Raw genomic sequence first — 16,414 nt, 5'->3', positions numbered from 1 at the left:
GATCGTCTACCGGTCAGCAGCGTTACCTGAGTAAGCCACTGTCCTGGTGACGATCTCGCCCAGCGTCTTGCTCACGGGCGATGCAGTCGTTTTGGCGCAAACCCCTTTGCAATCAATGGCATCGGAGTCCCGTTGGAAAACAATCGGCCCTGTGAGCGATGCGTAACGGTTTTGAACCACCAGTGACAGAAAACCGTCACCCCAATCCGCTCCGCGTCCCTCCCCTCCAGCACTTCTCCGCCCTATGTCGATAAGTGGATTGGAACTTTCCATCAAGCCCCGATGAGCGCCCTAAAGCTCATAAAACAAGGGCTTTCGAATTGAACAATGTCTTGGATTTGGCAGAGCGCATAAGTTTTTTTTGGCATATGACTTATGAGAAATACTTCTTAGGTTCTCTCCAGAATGTTCTTAGCTCTTCTGTAAAACGCGTGAAACGGTTTACCTATAAATGTCGTCAAATAATTGGCGACTGATAAAGAACCATCAGGACTCCAGGGAGATGCACCATGCGCCTTTTAACCCCCCTCTGCAGCGCAGTTCTATTGGCCATGGCCTGCACTTCTCAAGCTCAAGCCATGTCGCTGACCGAAGCCATCCAGAGCACCATTGCCACCCACCCGGAACTGGCGTCGCGGGTGGACAGCCGTCTGTCGGCTGATGAAGACGTGAAAGTCGCGAAGGGGGGCTTTTATCCATCAGTGGACCTGAATGCCGCGTACGGGCGCGGGTACAGCGATAACACCAACACCCGCGCGTTTGGTAATCACCACACCGAAATTCTCAATTACACCCAGTCGGAACTGCGTCTGCGGCAGATGCTCTTCGACGGCTTCAACACCGCCAACGAAGTCGAGCGCACCAAAGGCGTGGTCAACTCCCGCGCCTATTACGCTCAGGGCACCGCCCAGGATCTGGCCCTGCGCACCATCGAGGTCTACCTCGAAGTGCTCAAGCGTCGCGAACTGGTGACGCTGGCCAAGAACAACCTGCAGGCGCACTTGCGTGTCAACGATCAGATCGGTCTGCGCACCGAGCGCGGGGTTGGCAGCAACGCTGACGCCGATCAGTCCACCGCACGTCGGGCGCTGGCCGAGAACAACCTCGACACCGCCGAAGTCGACCTGGCCGACGCCGAGTCGAACTTCTACGCCGTGGTCGGGCGCCTGCCCGATGAACTGGAAACGCCGCCCTCGACCCGCGGCGAACTGCCGGCCACGTTGCAAGAAGCCCAGCAGAGCATGGTCGACAACAACCCATACCTGAAATCCGCCCAGGCCGACGTGCAATCGGCCGAGAGCCAGTACGAAGTCGCCAAGTCGCCGTTCTACCCACGCTTCGACGCCGAGGCGGCGGTGGGCGCGAACAACAACATCGCGGGCGAAGAAGGCCACGACAACGAATGGCGGGTCGGCGTGGTGATGAACTACAACCTGTTCCGCGGTGGCAGCGACAAAGCGCGCCTGCAATCGGACGCGCACAAGATCAATCAGGCAATGGACATCCGCAACAACGCCTTGCGCCAGCTCAACGAGAACATTCACCTGGCGTGGAACGCCATGGTCAACGCCAAGAAACAAACCCCGACCGCCCGTGAATACGCCGACACCAGCAAACGCGTGCGCGTGGCGTACCAGGATCAGTTCGGCCTGGGCCAGCGTACCCTGCTCGACCTGCTGGACAGTGAAAACGAGCTGTACAACGCCAACCGCCGCTACACCGAAGTGCGCTACACCGAAGAGTTTTCGATGTACCGTGTACTGGCGAACATGGGCCAGCTGTTGAGCAAACAGCGGGTCGTTCTGCCGGCCGATGCCATCGCCCAGGCCGAAGTGAAAAGCGAAGCCCGTTTGCCTACTCTCAAATAAACACCCCCGTAGGAGCTGCCGCAGGCTGCGATCTTTTGATCTTGATCTTAAAAAACAAAATCAAAAGATCGCAGCCTTCGGCAGCGCCTACAGGGGGGGGCTTGTAGATATTCGTGCCAATTGTTGTAGCTCAACCGGAGCGATGAAATTGACCAGCATGGAACCCGGCAACACCGGTGTCGATCCGCGCCTGAGCTTCGATGACCCGCTACTGGACGGTCTGCTGATCCTCTGCAAACTCCACGGCGCGACGGTCAGTCGCGCCAGCCTGAGTGCCGGGCTGCCAATGGCACACCAACGCCTGAGCCTGGACCTGCTGCCCCGTGCAGCGGCCCGGGCCGGTTTGCAGGCGCGCCTGCTGCGCCGCGACCTCAAGGACATCTCCCCGCTCAACCTGCCGGTCATGTTGCTGCTCAACAATGGCCGCACCGCCGTGCTGCGCCGTTATGGCGAAGACGGCCGGGTACTGATCCTGCCCAGCGAAGCCGACGGCGGCGAACAATGGATCAGTCCGCAAGAGCTGGCCGAGCATTACACCGGTCAGGCCTTGTTCGCCCGACCACGCCACGAACTCGAAGACCTGCGCTCACCACTGGTGCCTCGGGTACAGGCGTGGTTTCGCGACACCCTGAAGCTGTCGAAATGGCTGTACAGCGATGCGATTCTCGCCAGTTTCCTGATCAACCTGTTGGGCCTGATGGTGCCGCTGTTCGTGATGCAAACCTACGACCGCGTCGTGCCGAACCAGGCCACCTCGACTTTGTGGGTGCTGTCCATCGGCCTGCTGATCGGCACCGGTTTCGAATTGGTGCTGCGGGTGGTGCGTGCGCACTTGCTGGACACCGCCGGCAAGAAGACCGACGTGATTCTCTCGGCCACCTTGTTTGAACGCATCACCGGCATGGCGATGAAAGCACGGCCGGCGACCATTGGCGGCTTTGCCCAGAGCATTCATGACTTTCAGGGCCTGCGGGAATTTCTCACCGCGGTGACCCTGACCAGCCTGATCGACCTGCCCTTCGCTTTGCTGATGCTGGTGGTGATCGGCCTGCTCGGTGGCTGGCTGGTGGTGATTCCGGTGCTGGCGTTTCCGATCACGATCATCTTCGCCATGATCATTCAGACGCGTCTGCGCGACACCGTGCAAAAAAGCTTGAGCCTCGGCGCTGAACGCCAGGCGCTGTTGATCGAAACCCTCGGTGGCCTGGAAACCCTCAAGGCGTGCAGCGCTGAAAGCGAGCGCCAGCACAAATGGGAAAGCACCCACGGCGCCCTCACCCGCCTCGACAGCCACGCGCGCAACCTCTCGGCGCTGGCCACCAACGGCACGCTGTTCATCCAGCAATTTTCCGGCATGGCGACCATCGTCGCCGGGGTCTACAGCATTATCGCCGGCAACCTCAGCGTTGGCGCACTGGTGGCGACCTACATGCTCGGCAGCCGAGTCCTGGCGCCATTGGGACAAATCGCCGGGTTGATCACCCGCTACCAGCAAGCGCAACTGACCATGAAAAGCACCGACGCGCTGATGTCGCTGCCCCAGGAGCGCGATGCCCGGCAACGGCCGCTGGAGCGCACGCAACTGCAAGGGGCGCTGGATGTGGTGGGCGTGACGTTCCACTACAACGGACAGGCCGCCCCGGCGCTGGCCAACGTCAGTTTTAGCGTCAAACCCGGCGAACGCATCGGCATCATTGGCCGCAGCGGCTCGGGCAAAAGCACGCTGGGGCGCCTGGTGATGGGCTTCTATGAGCCGGATGAAGGCCAGCTCCTGCTCGATGGCCTGGACCTGCGGCAACTGGACGTCGCCGACCTGCGCCATCAGATCGGTTATGTCGCCCACGACTTGCCGCTGCTGGCCGGCAGCCTGCGCGACAACCTGACACTCGGCGCACGCTACATCAGCGACGCGCGCATGCTCGAAGTCGCCGAGCTTACCGGCGTCACCGAACTGGCCCGCCAACACCCGCAAGGCTTCGACCGCCCCGTGGGCGAGCGCGGACAATTGCTCTCCGGCGGTCAACGCCAGGCTGTGTTGCTGGCCCGGGCGCTGCTGCTCGACCCGCCAATCATGTTGCTCGACGAACCGACCAGCGCCATGGACAACAGCAGCGAAGATGTTTTGCGGCAAAAACTTCATGGCTGGGTCCAGGGCAAAACCGTGCTGCTGGTCACGCACCGCACCTCGATGCTCAGCCTGGTGGATCGACTGGTGGTGCTCGACAACGGGCGGATCGTCGCCGACGGGCCGAAAGAAGCGGTCATCGATGCATTGCGCAAGGGCCGCGTCGGCTCTGCTGCGGTCTAGGAGTCGCCTATGCCAGCTTCATCGGATTCCTCGAAAGATCGCGGCTACTTCGACAGCTTCGGCAAAAGCGCCGAGGCCGAATTCATGCCGGAAACTGCCGGCGCCTCGTTGCAGGACTCGCCACGCTGGTCGCGCGTGACCGTGTGGCTGGCCGCCGCGCTGCTGATCAGTGCGTTGGTCTGGGCCAAGTTCGCCGTGTTGCAGGAAGTCACCATGGGCGAAGGCAAGGCGATTCCGTCGAGCAAGGTCCAAGTGATCCAGAACCTTGAGGGCGGCATCGTCACCGAGATCTTCGTGCGCGAAGGGCAAATGGTCAGCAAGGGCGATACCTTGTTGCGCCTCGACGACACGCGCTACCTGTCGAACAAGGGCGAAAGCGAAGTCGATCGTTATGCACTGACCGCGCAAGTCGAACGGTTGTCGGCGGAAGCGGAAGGTCGGCCGTTCAAGCTGTCAGAAGAAGTGATCGCCAAGGCGCCACAAGTGGCCGAAGACGAACGCTCGCTGTACGAACAACGGCAACGCCGACTGGCTAGCGAACAACGCACGCTGACGGAACAACTCCGGCAGAAAACCCAGGAGCTGGCGGAGTTCCGCTCGAAAGCCGGGCAGTACAGTTCGAGCCTGGCGTTGGTCAACCAGGAGATGAACATGTCCGAGCCACTGGTCAAGACCGGCGCCGTATCGCCGGTGGAGATCCTGCGGCTCAAGCGCAGCGCGGTGGAAATCCGTGGCTCGCTGAACGCCACCACGCTGGCGATTCCCCGGGCGGAATCGGCGATAGCCGAGATCAGAAGCAAGATCGACGAATCGGAACAATCCTTCCGTTCGGACGCGGCCAAAGAGCTGAATGAAAAACGCACCGACCTGTCGAAAATCACGGCATCGAGCATCGCCATCGACGACCGCGTGACCCGCACCACCGTGACGTCGCCGGTCAAAGGCATCATCAAGGTGCTGAAGGTCAACACCATCGGCGGCGTGGTCCAGCCGGGCAGCGACATGGTGGAAATCGTGCCGCTGGAAGACAACCTGCTGATCGAGGCTAAGGTCCGGCCACAGGACGTTGCGTTCCTGCATCCGGGCCAGAAAGCCATGGTCAAGTTCACCGCGTATGACTACACGATCTACGGCGGGCTGAGCGCGAAGCTGGAGCTGATCGGCGCTGACACCATCACCGATGACAAGGGCAACAGCTTTTATCTGATCCAGGTGCGCACCGATAAAAACCATTTGGGCGGGGATGTGAAACCGTTGCTGATCATTCCGGGGATGGTGGCGACGGTGGATATTATTACCGGGGAGAAGACGGTGCTGGATTACTTGCTTAAGCCAGTGTTGAAGGCGCGGACCGAGGCGATGCGGGAGCGGTAAGCATTCTCCGGGTTTTATGGTGATTGATCTGATGCCATCGCGAGCAGGCTCGCTCCCACATGGATCGCATTTCTCCTGGAGAAACCCGGTCAACTGTGGGAGCGAGCCTGCTCGCGATGAGGGCGGCACAAACAACCATTACTTGTCGGCATGATTACGCTGAAAAACCTCCTCCCCCATCGCCGCAATCTGCCCCTCGATCAACGCCTCGAACGGCTTCAACAACGGCGCAAAAGTGGTCGGCGCCTCAAGGGTTTCCAACGCCTGCACAATCGCTTCCACCGTCGACAACGCTCCCGGTCCCGGCGCCTTGCGCAGTCGATAGCGGGACACGCCACCTTCAGCCAGCGTCACTCTCGGCAACGCCGCCAACAGCGGATTGAGGTGCAGCATTTTACGCGCCTTGCGCCAGGTGCCGTCCGGCACCACCAGCAACAGCGGCTCATCGGTCGCGGCACACGCCTGCATCGGTTGGGCATCTTCGCCGGGAAACAGTAACCGCGCCCGATACCCCGGCTGATTCAACAGCGTGGGCAAATCCTCAAACACTTCGCCGACGATTAACTCGGCGTTCTTCAACCCCAGTGCCGCCAGCCGCGCGGTATTCAACGCATGGTTCACTTCACTCGGATGCTGCAACAGCAACACCCGAGTGCGGCTGTCGAGGCTGGGGATCAACGGGCACAGGCAATGCGTTTGCGGACGCAGACAACGCGGACATTGAATTCTGGACATCGTCTTTACGCCTGATTCAGTTGGGCTTTGAGCAGATCACGGAACGTCTGGATCAGCGGCTCGCGGCTTCGCCCCCGGCGCACGATCATCGAAAACGGCGCCTGATAGCCGAAGGTCGCCGGCAGCAGCACGCGCAGATCGCCCTTGTCGGCCCAGGCCTGGGCGTAGTGCTCCGGCAAATAGCCGATGTAGGCGCCGGACAGCACCAGAATCAGTTGCGCCTCCATACTTTCCACCGTTGCGGCACTGTGCTTGAAACCGTGGCGCGCCAGCTCGGCCTGGCTCCAGTAGCCGCGACCGACCATGCGCTGTTGGGTGATGACTTGCTCGGGGATGCGCCGTTCGTTGAACAGCGGGTGGCGCGTGCTGCAGTACAACCAGTGCTGCTCGCGGTACAGCGGCATGTACACCAGACCGCTCATGCGCGTGGAAAACGCGCCAATGGCCAGGTCGAGACGGTTGTCCTGCACGCCGAGTTGCAATTCATAAGGGCTCATGACCGAGAGGTGCAAGTGCACGGCCGGATGTTCCTGGCTGTAAGCGCCGATGGCCTCGGCGAACGGCAAGGCCTTGTCGCTGACTGTTGAGTCGATCACCCCGAGGTTCAGTGTGCCGCGCAATTCGCCCTTGAGTGCGGCGGCGTATTGTTCGAAACCTTCCAGCTCGCCCAATAGACGCAGGGTTTCCTGATGGAACAACTCGCCCTTGCTGGTCAGACTGAAACCGCCACGACCGCGATGGCACAGCACCAGACCGAGGGCCGCTTCGAGCTGACTCATGTAGGTGCTGATGGCCGACGTCGAGAGGTTGAGTTCGTGCTGGGCGCTGGCGAAACCCTGATGGCGAACCACGCTGACGAAGATGCGCAATAGTTTGAGGTCGGGTAAAGCGTTGGCCATGGGGGCACTCCATACACTGGTCGAGACCTGTAGGAGCTGCCGAAGGCTGCGATCTTTTGATTTTCGACGGTTCCAAAGCCGCAAAGGATCAAAATCAAAAGATCGCAGCCTTCGGCAGCTCCTACGGAGTTCTCTGTCAGCCAGTAAGACGAAGGTGAAGTCTATCCCCGCCATCACCATTAGTTTAGAAAAATCTGAACTAAGTATTTGCCCGTAGCGATTCTTTCCGGCCACTACATTTCGCAGAATCGGCGTCACAAGGTGCACCCGTCCTCCGTGAACGGTGCAACCCAATAAATAAAACAACGACGATGAGGCCCTACCCGTGGACAAGATTCTTCACCAACCACTGGGCGGCAACGAAATGCCGCGCTTCGGCGGCATCGCCACCATGCTCCGACTCCCCCACGTACCTACCGCTGCCGGCCTCGACGCTGCCTTCGTTGGCGTGCCGCTGGACATCGGTACTTCGCTGCGTCCCGGCACCCGTTTCGGGCCGCGTGACATTCGCGCCGAATCGGTGATGATCCGCCCGTACAACATGGCCACCGGCGCTGCGCCGTTCGACTCGCTGTCGGTTGCCGACATCGGCGACGTGGCGATCAACACGTTCAACCTGCTGGATGCCGTGCGGATCATCGAAGAATCCTACGACAACATCCTCGAACACGACGTGATCCCCCTGACCCTGGGCGGCGACCACACCATCACCCTGCCGATCCTGCGTGCCATCCATAAAAAGCACGGCAAGGTCGGCCTGGTGCACATCGACGCTCACGCTGATGTGAACGATCACATGTTCGGCGAGAAAATCGCCCACGGCACCACTTTCCGTCGCGCCGTGGAAGAAGGCCTGATCGACCCCGACCGCGTTGTGCAAATCGGTCTGCGCGCTCAGGGCTACACCGCTGACGACTTCAACTGGAGCCGCAATCAGGGTTTCCGCGTGGTTCAGGCCGAAGAGTGCTGGCACAAATCACTGGCACCGCTGATGGCTGAAGTGCGCGAGAAAGTCGGCGGCGGTCCGGTGTACCTGAGCTTCGACATCGACGGCATCGACCCGGCATGGGCACCAGGCACCGGCACCCCGGAAATCGGTGGTCTGACGACCATTCAGGCGATTGAAATCGTTCGCGGCTGCCAAGGCCTCGACCTGATCGGTTGCGATCTGGTAGAAGTCTCGCCCGCTTATGACACCACCGGCAACACCTCGCTGCTGGCCGCCAACCTGCTGTACGAAATGCTCTGCGTACTGCCTGGCGTGGTCCATCGCTGAGGACCGGTCATGAACGAACGTGATCAGGTTTTGAACGCGGCTGCCGAACTGGTATCCGCCTTCGCCCGTAACGATCGCGAAGCCTACTTCGGCGCGTTCAGCGCCGATGCCAGCTTCGTCTTCCACACCCTCGAACAGCCGCTGCTGTCGCGCGATGCCTACCAGGTGTTGTGGGACAGCTGGCGTGCCGAGGATGGCTTCGAAGTGCTGTCGTGCACATCGAGCAACGCCTTCGTCAGCCTGCAGGGTGACGTGGCGATTTTCATCCATGACGTGGCCACCGAGCTGCGCATGCAAGGGGAGCAACACTTCAGCCAGGAGCGCGAGACGATTGTTTTCAAGAAACAAGCGTCTGGCCAAGAACAACAAGGCCTTTGGCTGGCCTGTCACGAACATTTGTCCGCAATGCCGGAAGGGCTGCCACCCCCTTAGCCAAACAGGTGACGCTCACACACGATGAGCGCGCCTTTATGATCGGAGCAGATCATGAATAACAACAACAAAGAAACCAGCCTTAGCATCGAAACAAACGGGGTCGAACAGATCCCGGACAATGAGCGCACCGCACGGCCCAGCGACCTGTTTCGCTTGATCTTCGGTGGCGCCAATACCTTTGCAACCGCCGTGCTCGGCAGTTTCCCGGTACTGTTCGGCCTGTCCTTTCAGGCGGGCGTCTGGGCGATTGTGCTGGGCGTGGTGCTCGGTGCATTGATCCTCGCGCCGATGGGCCTGTTCGGCCCGATCAACGGCACCAACAACGCCGTGTCTTCCGGTGCACACTTCGGCGTGCACGGGCGAATCGTCGGTTCCTTCCTGTCGCTGCTGACCGCCATCGCGTTCTTCTCGCTCTCCGTCTGGAGTTCGGGCGATGCACTGGTGGGCGGCGCCAAACGCTTGATCGATCTGCCGGAAACCGACCTGACCCTGGGCCTGGCCTACGGTCTGTTCGCGTTGCTGGTTCTGACGGTGTGCATCTACGGCTTCCGTTTCATGTTGTGGGTCAACCGCATTGCGGTGTGGGCGGCCAGCCTGTTGTTCCTGCTGGGCATCTTCGCGTTTGCCCCGGCGTTCGACAGCCAGTACGCGGGCACTGTCGCCATGGGTCAGGCCGGCTTCTGGGCCGCGTTCATCGGCGCAGCACTGGTCGCCATGAGCAACCCGATTTCCTTCGGTGCGTTCCTCGGTGACTGGTCACGCTACATCCCGCGTGAAACGCCGAAAGGCCGGATCATGGTGGCGGTGATTGCTGCGCAACTGGCCACGCTGATTCCGTTCCTGTTCGGCCTCGCCACCGCCTCCATCGTGGCGATCAAGGCACCGGACTACATCGCGGCCAACAACTACGTCGGCGGTTTGCTGGCGGTTTCGCCGACCTGGTTCTTCCTGCCGGTGTGTCTGATTGCAGTGATCGGCGGCATGTCCACCGGCACCACGTCGCTGTATGGCACCGGGCTGGACATGTCCAGCGTGTTCCCACGGGTGCTGTCGCGGGTCAAGGCGACGTTGCTGATCGGCGTGATGTCGATTGCCTTCATCTTCATCGGTCGCTTCGCGGCGAACCTGGTGCAGAGCGTCTCGACCTTCGCCGTACTGATCATCACCTGCACCACGCCATGGATGGTGATCATGATCATCGGCCTGGTGACCCGTCGCGGCTTCTACTGCCCGGACGACTTGCAAGTGTTCACCCGGGGCGAAAAAGGTGGCCGCTACTGGTTCACCCACGGCTGGAACTGGCGTGGCATGGGTGCCTGGATCCCGAGCGCGGCCGTCGGCCTGTGTTTCGTCAACCTGCCGGGGCAGTTCGTTGGCCCGCTGGGTAACCTGGCCGATGGCATCGACATCAGCCTGCCGGTCACCCTGGGCCTGGCGTCGGTGGTGTACGTGGTGTTGCTCAAGATGTTCCCGGAAGCGAACGCGGTGTTCGGCCCGAATGATCCACGCAGCAAGAGCACGGACCCGCTCGTTAAACCGGCGATGCAGCAAGTCGCCTGATTTTTAGCCTCACATAAAAAAGACAATCGGAGACACGCCATCATGGCTTTGGATTTATTCGTCGTACTCATCTACGCCGCCGCGATGCTGATACTCGGCTACTACGGCATGCGCAAGGCCAAGACCAACGAAGACTTTTTGGTCGCCGGTCGCAACCTCGGCCCTAGCCTGTACATGGGCACCATGGCTGCCACCGTACTGGGCGGCGCGTCCACCGTGGGCACCGTGCGTCTGGGCTACGTGCATGGCATCTCCGGTTTCTGGCTGTGCGCGGCCCTCGGTTGCGGGATCGTGGCGCTGAACCTGTTCCTCGCCAAACCGCTGCTGAAACTGAAGATCTACACCGTTACCCAAGTCCTGGAAAAACGCTACAACCCAATGGCCCGCTCCGCGAGTGCGGTGATCATGCTGGCGTACGCGCTGATGATCGGCGTGACCTCGATCCTGGCAATCGGCACCGTGTTGCAAGTGCTGTTCGGCCTGCCGTTCTGGGTGTCGGTTCTGCTCGGTGGCGGCGTCGTGGTGATCTACTCGGCCATCGGCGGCATGTGGTCGCTGACCCTGACCGACATCGTCCAGTTCGTGATCAAGACCGTTGGCCTGATGTTCATCCTGTTGCCGATCTGCCTGTACCGCGTTGGCGGTTGGGATGAGTTGGTGTTGAAACTGCCGGCGGCGAGCTTCAGCTTCACCACCATCGGTTGGGACACCATCATCACCTACTTCATGATCTACTTCTTTGGCATCCTGATCGGTCAGGACATCTGGCAACGGGTGTTCACCGTCAAGACCGCCAAAGTGGCTCAGGTGGCCGGTACCGTCGCCGGTGTCTACTGCATCGTTTACGGTCTGGCCTGCGCCCTGATCGGCATGGCTGCACACGTGCTGATCCCGGACCTGGACAACGTCAACAACGCCTTCGCCGCGATCGTGAAACTGTCCCTGCCGGACGGTATCCGTGGCCTGGTGATCGCTGCCGCACTGGCCGCCATGATGTCCACCGCCAGCGCCGGCCTGCTTGCCGCTGCCACCACCCTGACCGAAGACCTGCTGCCGAAACTGCGTGGCGGTAAACAGTCGAGCCTGGGCCTGAACCGCCTGGTGACGATGCTGACCGGTATCGTGGTGCTGGGTATCGCGCTGGTCGTGAACGACGTGATCAGTGCGCTGACCCTGGCCTACAACCTGTTGGTGGGCGGCATGCTGATCCCGCTGATCGGGGCAATCTTCTGGAAACGCGCCACCACCGCCGGCGCCATCGCCAGCATGGGCCTGGGCTTCGCCACTGCCCTGCTGTTCATGGTCAAGGACGGTCTGGACGCCAACACCCCGATCTACTACAGCCTGGGTGTAGGCCTGGTGAGCTTCGTGATTGTCAGCCTGATGTCGCGTCGCCCGGCAACACTGGCGAGCGCTGCATAAGCTGCTCATAACGACTTGATGCTTTCTTCGACGGGTGTGGCGTCGGTTGCCACACCCGTTTTTTTCGTCCGCAGAAAACCATCAAGTGGGTTGACGAGCGGCAACGCCTGCACCGTTGAAGCCTGCTGTACTCAACGACAGGAACACGCCAGCAGGGACGAAAACCGTTTCGGCCTCGAAGAACCGTCATGAAAAAAGCAGCCGTGCGTGCCGCCGTGCATCGATACCTCAGCCGATTGCTGGAGGGTCGGGATGACTTCGACGACAACGCCAGTCTGGTGCAGTTGGGATTGGATAAAGCGGATATCGAGGAGTTGATCTTCCATCTGGAAGATGAATTGGGCTTGACGGCATTCACCGCCGAAGAAGACCGAATGCTCAAGTCCGCCACGACGGCCAATGATTTGAGCCGGTTTTTGATCGAGATCGGGCGGCACTGAACCTTGAGTTCGCCCCCTTCGCTGGAGTTCTGTAGCAGCTGTCGAGCAGCGCGAGGCTGCGTTCGGCGGCGAAGCCGTCGCAAAGTCGCAAACTTGATGTGCCGAGTGGAAATCATTTACGACTGCTTCGCAGCCGAACGCAGCCTCGCAGGCTCGGCAGCTGCTACAGGCAGCCGTTGTGTCACGGTTTTCGGCAGCCGCTACAACAGCCGTTGCGGCGCGATTACCGGCGGCGCTGCTGGCGTCGGCGTTGTTCGTCGTCCGTGCGAATAGGCACAGGTTGCAGAGGCGGTTCGATCAAACCGAGTGCGACACCCAAGTCGTGCAGCCAGTTCTGGATTTTCTCTTTCATGATGCCCCCTTCAGGGTAGTGCCGAGCGGCCAAAATTCTGTAGCCCCTTCGCACTGATAATAGTCCGAAGTCCTGAGCAATGCTCGCCGAAAGTGGCAATGATCTGTTACTGAATAGATCACAATCGAGCGCCATTAAATCACGCAATCGCCAAGGCCTGGCTTTGCGCCGACGGAAAGACCGCTTGCTGCTCCTCGATCCACGCGTTCAGGTTGGCCCCGACCATTCCCTTACGCCACATCAGCCAGGTGGTGGCACTGGCAAATGGCTCAGGAAGTGGGTGCACCGCCACACTTTCACGGCCCGGCAGGCTGGCGAGCATCGACTCCGACATCAACGCCACGCCGGACCCGGCGATCACACACGCGAGCATCCCCGGGTAGGATTCGATTTCTATCGCCCGGCCCATGGCCGCTTGATCGCGGGAAAACCACGACTCCAGACGCATCCGATAGGAACACCCCTGACGGAAAGTGAACACCGATCGCCCTTCCACATCCCGCGCACTGAGCACTGGCGGATGGTCCGCTTCGCTGATCAGCACCAGCCGTTCCTCGCACAACAACACGCCGTCTATCACCGCCAGTTCCGGCGGCCCATCCACCAGCGCCGCATCCAGCCGACCGGTGAGCAAGCCTTCCAGCAACTCCCCGCTCGGCCCGGACTGCACTTGCAGGTTCACCGCCGGGTATCGACGGTGATAGCGCGCCAACAGTTTCGGCAGGTGGATGGCCGCAGTGCTGTACATGGTGCCGAGCACGAAGTCGCCGGCCGGTTGCCCGCCCTGCACCGCCGCGTGAGCCTCATCGTGCAAGGCGAACAACTTGGCGGTGTAGTCCAGCAGGACCTTTCCCGCAGGCGACAGCTGCAATCGCTGACGCTCACGCACGAACAATTCGACGCCGAGTTGCTCTTCCAGCTGTTTAAGCCGGGTCGACAAATTGGACGGCACACGGTGCAGGCGTTCGGCGGCGCGAGTGATGGACTCTTCCTGCGCCACAGCCTGAAAGATTCGTAGCTGGCTGAACTCCACGACATTCTCCAAAAAAGAACAAGTTTCCCACTATTGTTCTTTTAAGGAGAAAGTCAATCGGTTCCGCCTGACAGGCTATCAGCCTTGCCCAAGCGCTTTGCGCAAACGGCGGCGCACCCATTGCTCAGCACTGACGAAGGTGATGCCCAGCAACACTAAAACGGCGCCGATCACAAAGTTGAGGCTCAACGCCTCCCCCAGCAACAACACGCCGAACGTGACGCCGAACAACGGTGTCATGAACGAAAACACCGCCAGGTTCGCCGCCAGATAGCGGCGCAACAGCCAAAACCAGATCAGGTAGCTGAAGAACGACACCACAACGCCTTGAAACAGCACACTGGCCACCGCCACAGTGGTCAGGTTGACGTGGGTGATCTGGCCGCTAAGCAAGGCGATCAACAGCAGTCCGACGAAACCGACGATCAACTGATAGAACAGCGTCAGGGTCACCGGCGCCTCGGACAAACGCGACGCGCGCACCACGACGGTGGTCGCGCCCCACGCCGCACCGGCCAATACGCCCAGGGCATCGCCGAGCAACATGCGGCGATCGAGATTGTCCCACGACACTCCTCCGGCAAATGCGATGCCGATCCCGATGAACGCCAGGAAAATCCCCAGCCATTGCACCGGTCTCAAACGCTCACTGGGCAACAACCAATGCACGCCCAGCGCGGTGAAAATCGGCGCGGTGTAGAGGAACACCGACATGTGCGCCGCTGTGGTCAGTTGCAGGCCTTCGGAGATGAAGAAAAACTCCAGGCCGAACAAGGCACCGGCCAGCAGCCCGCCTCGCCAGGTCGTTGCAACCTGGTTCCAGCCGCCCTTCCAGCAGATCAACAAGCCGACGAGCAACGCCGACATGCCCGATCGCCCCGCCGCCTGCATGACCGGAGCAATGTCGGGCGCGGCCCACTTGATCATCACCTGCTGGATACCCCAGATCAGGCACAAACCCAGCATCACTTGCAGGGCAAATCCATCGGCGCTGCGCCGGGTGGCGCTCACCTTGAAACCTCGACAGTACAAAACATGGCAGTGACTCGACAGTAAAAGCAAAGCCCCGACGCATTTGCTGAACAAACGCTCGGGGCGAAAAATGATGCTGTCGATTATTCACCAGCTGGCTGCAAATTGCCGCCTGTCAGAGACCTTTATGTGGCTGCTTGCGTCATCCCGCCGAGGCCAGAGCAAGGGATTGTTGCGACTGCTCACGTCGCGCCAGGATGAAGAACAATGCACCACCGAGGAAACAACCGGTGAACCAGGCGAAGTTGGCCATCGGCTGCAGAACCGGGGTGAAGGTGATCGCCACCCCCATCAGCGTGGCCGGCACCAGTGCCTTGACCGCCGTCCAGTTCACCCCGCCGCTGTAGTAATAGCGCCCGCTCGGGCCGTCGTTGAACAACGCATCCACGTCGATCTGCTGTTTTTTGATCAGGTAGTAATCCACCAGCAGGATCCCGAACAGCGGCCCGATGAACGCAGCCAAAACATCCAGGGTGTAGTGAATCACTTCAGGGTTGTTGAACAGATTCCACGGCGTGATGAAGATCGACGCCACTGCCGCAATCATGCCGCCGGCGCGCCAGCTGATTTTGCTCGGGGCGACGTTGGCGAAATCGAAGGCCGGGGAAACGAAATTGGCGACGATGTTGATGCCGATGGTCGCCGTGACAAAGGCGAATGCGCCGAGCAACACGGCCACACTGTTGTCGATACGGGCAACGGTGGCGATCGGGTCGTGGAGCATTTCACCGAACACCGGCAAGGTGCCGGAAACAATCACCACGGTCACCAGAGAGAACGCCAGAAAGTTTACCGGCAGGCCCCAGAAATTGCCGCGACGCACGTCTTTCATGCTCCGGCAGTAGCGACTGAAATCACCAAAATTCAGGGTCGGGCCGGAAAAGTACGACACCACCAGGGCCATGGCCACAATCACTTGGCCGAAAGCTTCCCAGCCCGACAGGGATTTTTCCGCGAGGGTGAAACTGATATTGCTCCAGCCGGCCTGCCAGACAATCCATCCTGCCAGCATGAACATCACGCCGTACACCACCGGCCCCGCCCAGTCGATGAAACGACGGATCGACTCCATCCCGGCCCAGAACACCAGTGCCTGAACGAACCACAGGCTGAGGAACCCGAACCAGCCCAGGTAAGACAAACCGGCGAAGTGCGGCTCGGCGTAGACCGCCATCGAAGGAAAGAAGCGCAGCACCACAATGATCAGCGCACTGGAGGCCAGGTACGTCTGAATCCCGTACCACGCCACGGCGATGAGCCCGCGAATAACCGCAGGAATGTTCGCCCCGAACACCCCGAACGCCAGCCGGCAGATCACCGGGTATGGCACTGCCGCTTGTTGACTGGGCCTGGCCACCAGATTGGCGATCAACTGCACGATGCAGATCCCGCCCAATAGCGCGATCAACACCTGCCAACTGGCCAGCCCCAGCGCGAACAAACTGGCCGCGAACACATAACCGCCGACGCTGTGCACGTCACTCATCCAGAAGGCAAAGATGTTGTACCAATTCCATTTCTGCGGCAGCGGTCCCAGGTCCTGGTTATACAAGCGCGGGCTGTAGCCGTTGGGCAATTGCTCGGTCATCACGGAGCTCCTCGAAAGCGCCCCCGAGTCGATGTGGCAAGCACACTGCGTACGGGAGTCGGCATGGTTTGTATACGAGTCGCTACGCAGAA

General features: G+C 60.5%; 14 protein-coding genes. 8 read left to right on the top strand and 6 right to left on the bottom strand.

Annotation, left to right across the window (positions count from 1 at the left end; genetic code table 11):
• The first annotated feature begins 509 nt into the window (after positions 1 to 509).
• From KVG88_RS10970 to KVG88_RS10960, 3 genes are all read left to right on the top strand, one after another.
• On the top strand, positions 510 to 1,868 hold the full coding sequence (locus KVG88_RS10970) for a TolC family outer membrane protein (RefSeq protein WP_150704398.1): 1,359 nt from the start codon (positions 510 to 512) through the stop codon (positions 1,866 to 1,868).
• 148 nt (positions 1,869 to 2,016) lie between these two features.
• Positions 2,017 to 4,176: a type I secretion system permease/ATPase gene (locus tag KVG88_RS10965; protein WP_217871825.1), complete on the top strand. Its 2,160-nt coding sequence runs from the start codon at positions 2,017 to 2,019 to the stop codon at positions 4,174 to 4,176.
• 9 nt (positions 4,177 to 4,185) lie between these two features.
• Complete coding sequence (locus tag KVG88_RS10960) at positions 4,186 to 5,550, top strand: HlyD family type I secretion periplasmic adaptor subunit (protein WP_217871343.1); 1,365 nt, start codon at positions 4,186 to 4,188, stop codon at positions 5,548 to 5,550.
• Positions 5,551 to 5,688: 138 nt separating this feature from the next.
• Here KVG88_RS10960 and KVG88_RS10955 read toward each other — a convergent pair whose 3' ends face one another.
• Positions 5,689 to 6,285: a tRNA-uridine aminocarboxypropyltransferase gene (locus KVG88_RS10955; protein ID WP_150704396.1), complete on the bottom strand. Its 597-nt coding sequence runs from the start codon at positions 6,283 to 6,285 to the stop codon at positions 5,689 to 5,691.
• A 5-nt stretch (positions 6,286 to 6,290) separates the two neighbouring features.
• On the bottom strand, positions 6,291 to 7,184 hold the full coding sequence (locus KVG88_RS10950) for a LysR family transcriptional regulator (RefSeq protein WP_150704395.1): 894 nt from the start codon (positions 7,182 to 7,184) through the stop codon (positions 6,291 to 6,293).
• A gap of 325 nt (positions 7,185 to 7,509) precedes the next feature.
• On the opposite strand from KVG88_RS10950, the gene speB reads away from it, so the two are divergent.
• From speB to KVG88_RS10925, 5 genes are all read left to right on the top strand, one after another.
• Positions 7,510 to 8,460, top strand: a complete 951-nt coding sequence (gene speB, locus KVG88_RS10945; RefSeq protein WP_056853080.1) for an agmatinase — start codon at positions 7,510 to 7,512, stop codon at positions 8,458 to 8,460.
• Positions 8,461 to 8,469: 9 nt separating this feature from the next.
• Positions 8,470 to 8,892 (top strand): YybH family protein, encoded by a 423-nt coding sequence (locus KVG88_RS10940; protein WP_217871342.1) that lies wholly within the window; start codon positions 8,470 to 8,472, stop codon positions 8,890 to 8,892.
• A gap of 51 nt (positions 8,893 to 8,943) precedes the next feature.
• Positions 8,944 to 10,455: a purine-cytosine permease family protein gene (locus KVG88_RS10935; RefSeq protein WP_217871824.1), complete on the top strand. Its 1,512-nt coding sequence runs from the start codon at positions 8,944 to 8,946 to the stop codon at positions 10,453 to 10,455.
• 42 nt (positions 10,456 to 10,497) lie between these two features.
• Positions 10,498 to 11,877 carry a sodium:solute symporter family protein gene (locus tag KVG88_RS10930; protein ID WP_150704392.1) on the top strand — a complete coding sequence of 460 codons (1,380 nt, stop codon included), beginning with the start codon at positions 10,498 to 10,500 and terminating at the stop codon, positions 11,875 to 11,877.
• Between the two features lie 188 nt (positions 11,878 to 12,065).
• Positions 12,066 to 12,317, top strand: coding sequence for an acyl carrier protein (locus tag KVG88_RS10925; protein ID WP_150704391.1), 252 nt, complete (start codon positions 12,066 to 12,068; stop codon positions 12,315 to 12,317).
• A gap of 223 nt (positions 12,318 to 12,540) precedes the next feature.
• Here the strand turns inward: KVG88_RS10925 and KVG88_RS31180 are convergent, their stop codons facing one another.
• The 4 genes from KVG88_RS31180 to KVG88_RS10910 form a co-directional block, all read right to left on the bottom strand.
• On the bottom strand, positions 12,541 to 12,669 hold the full coding sequence (locus KVG88_RS31180) for a PA1414 family protein (RefSeq protein ID WP_007914492.1): 129 nt from the start codon (positions 12,667 to 12,669) through the stop codon (positions 12,541 to 12,543).
• Positions 12,670 to 12,808: 139 nt separating this feature from the next.
• Entirely contained in the window at positions 12,809 to 13,702 is an 894-nt protein-coding gene (gene ptrR / locus KVG88_RS10920) for a putrescine utilization regulator PtrR (protein WP_150704390.1), read from the bottom strand.
• Between the two features lie 78 nt (positions 13,703 to 13,780).
• Complete coding sequence (locus tag KVG88_RS10915; protein ID WP_217871341.1) at positions 13,781 to 14,713, bottom strand: DMT family transporter; 933 nt, start codon at positions 14,711 to 14,713, stop codon at positions 13,781 to 13,783.
• Between the two features lie 163 nt (positions 14,714 to 14,876).
• Complete coding sequence (locus KVG88_RS10910; RefSeq protein ID WP_150704388.1) at positions 14,877 to 16,322, bottom strand: NCS1 family nucleobase:cation symporter-1; 1,446 nt, start codon at positions 16,320 to 16,322, stop codon at positions 14,877 to 14,879.
• Positions 16,323 to 16,414 lie beyond the last annotated feature (92 nt).

It is taken from the genome of Pseudomonas azerbaijanoccidentalis (assembly GCF_019145495.1).
Taxonomy (GTDB): Bacteria; Pseudomonadota; Gammaproteobacteria; order Pseudomonadales; family Pseudomonadaceae; genus Aquipseudomonas; species Aquipseudomonas azerbaijanoccidentalis.
Note: the sequence above shows the minus strand (reverse complement) of the source record. Positions and strands in the feature narration are given on the sequence as shown.

Coding starts and splice junctions, on each gene's coding strand:
- KVG88_RS10970 (WP_150704398.1), top strand. CDS start 510: ATGCGCCTTTTAACCCCCCTCTGCAGCGCAGTTCTATTGGCCATGGCC.
- KVG88_RS10960 (WP_217871343.1), top strand. CDS start 4,186: ATGCCAGCTTCATCGGATTCCTCGAAAGATCGCGGCTACTTCGACAGC.
- KVG88_RS10955 (WP_150704396.1), bottom strand. CDS start 6,285: ATGTCCAGAATTCAATGTCCGCGTTGTCTGCGTCCGCAAACGCATTGC.
- KVG88_RS10950 (WP_150704395.1), bottom strand. CDS start 7,184: ATGGCCAACGCTTTACCCGACCTCAAACTATTGCGCATCTTCGTCAGC.
- KVG88_RS10940 (WP_217871342.1), top strand. CDS start 8,470: ATGAACGAACGTGATCAGGTTTTGAACGCGGCTGCCGAACTGGTATCC.
- KVG88_RS10930 (WP_150704392.1), top strand. CDS start 10,498: ATGGCTTTGGATTTATTCGTCGTACTCATCTACGCCGCCGCGATGCTG.
- KVG88_RS10925 (WP_150704391.1), top strand. CDS start 12,066: ATGAAAAAAGCAGCCGTGCGTGCCGCCGTGCATCGATACCTCAGCCGA.
- KVG88_RS31180 (WP_007914492.1), bottom strand. CDS start 12,669: ATGAAAGAGAAAATCCAGAACTGGCTGCACGACTTGGGTGTCGCACTC.
- KVG88_RS10910 (WP_150704388.1), bottom strand. CDS start 16,322: ATGACCGAGCAATTGCCCAACGGCTACAGCCCGCGCTTGTATAACCAG.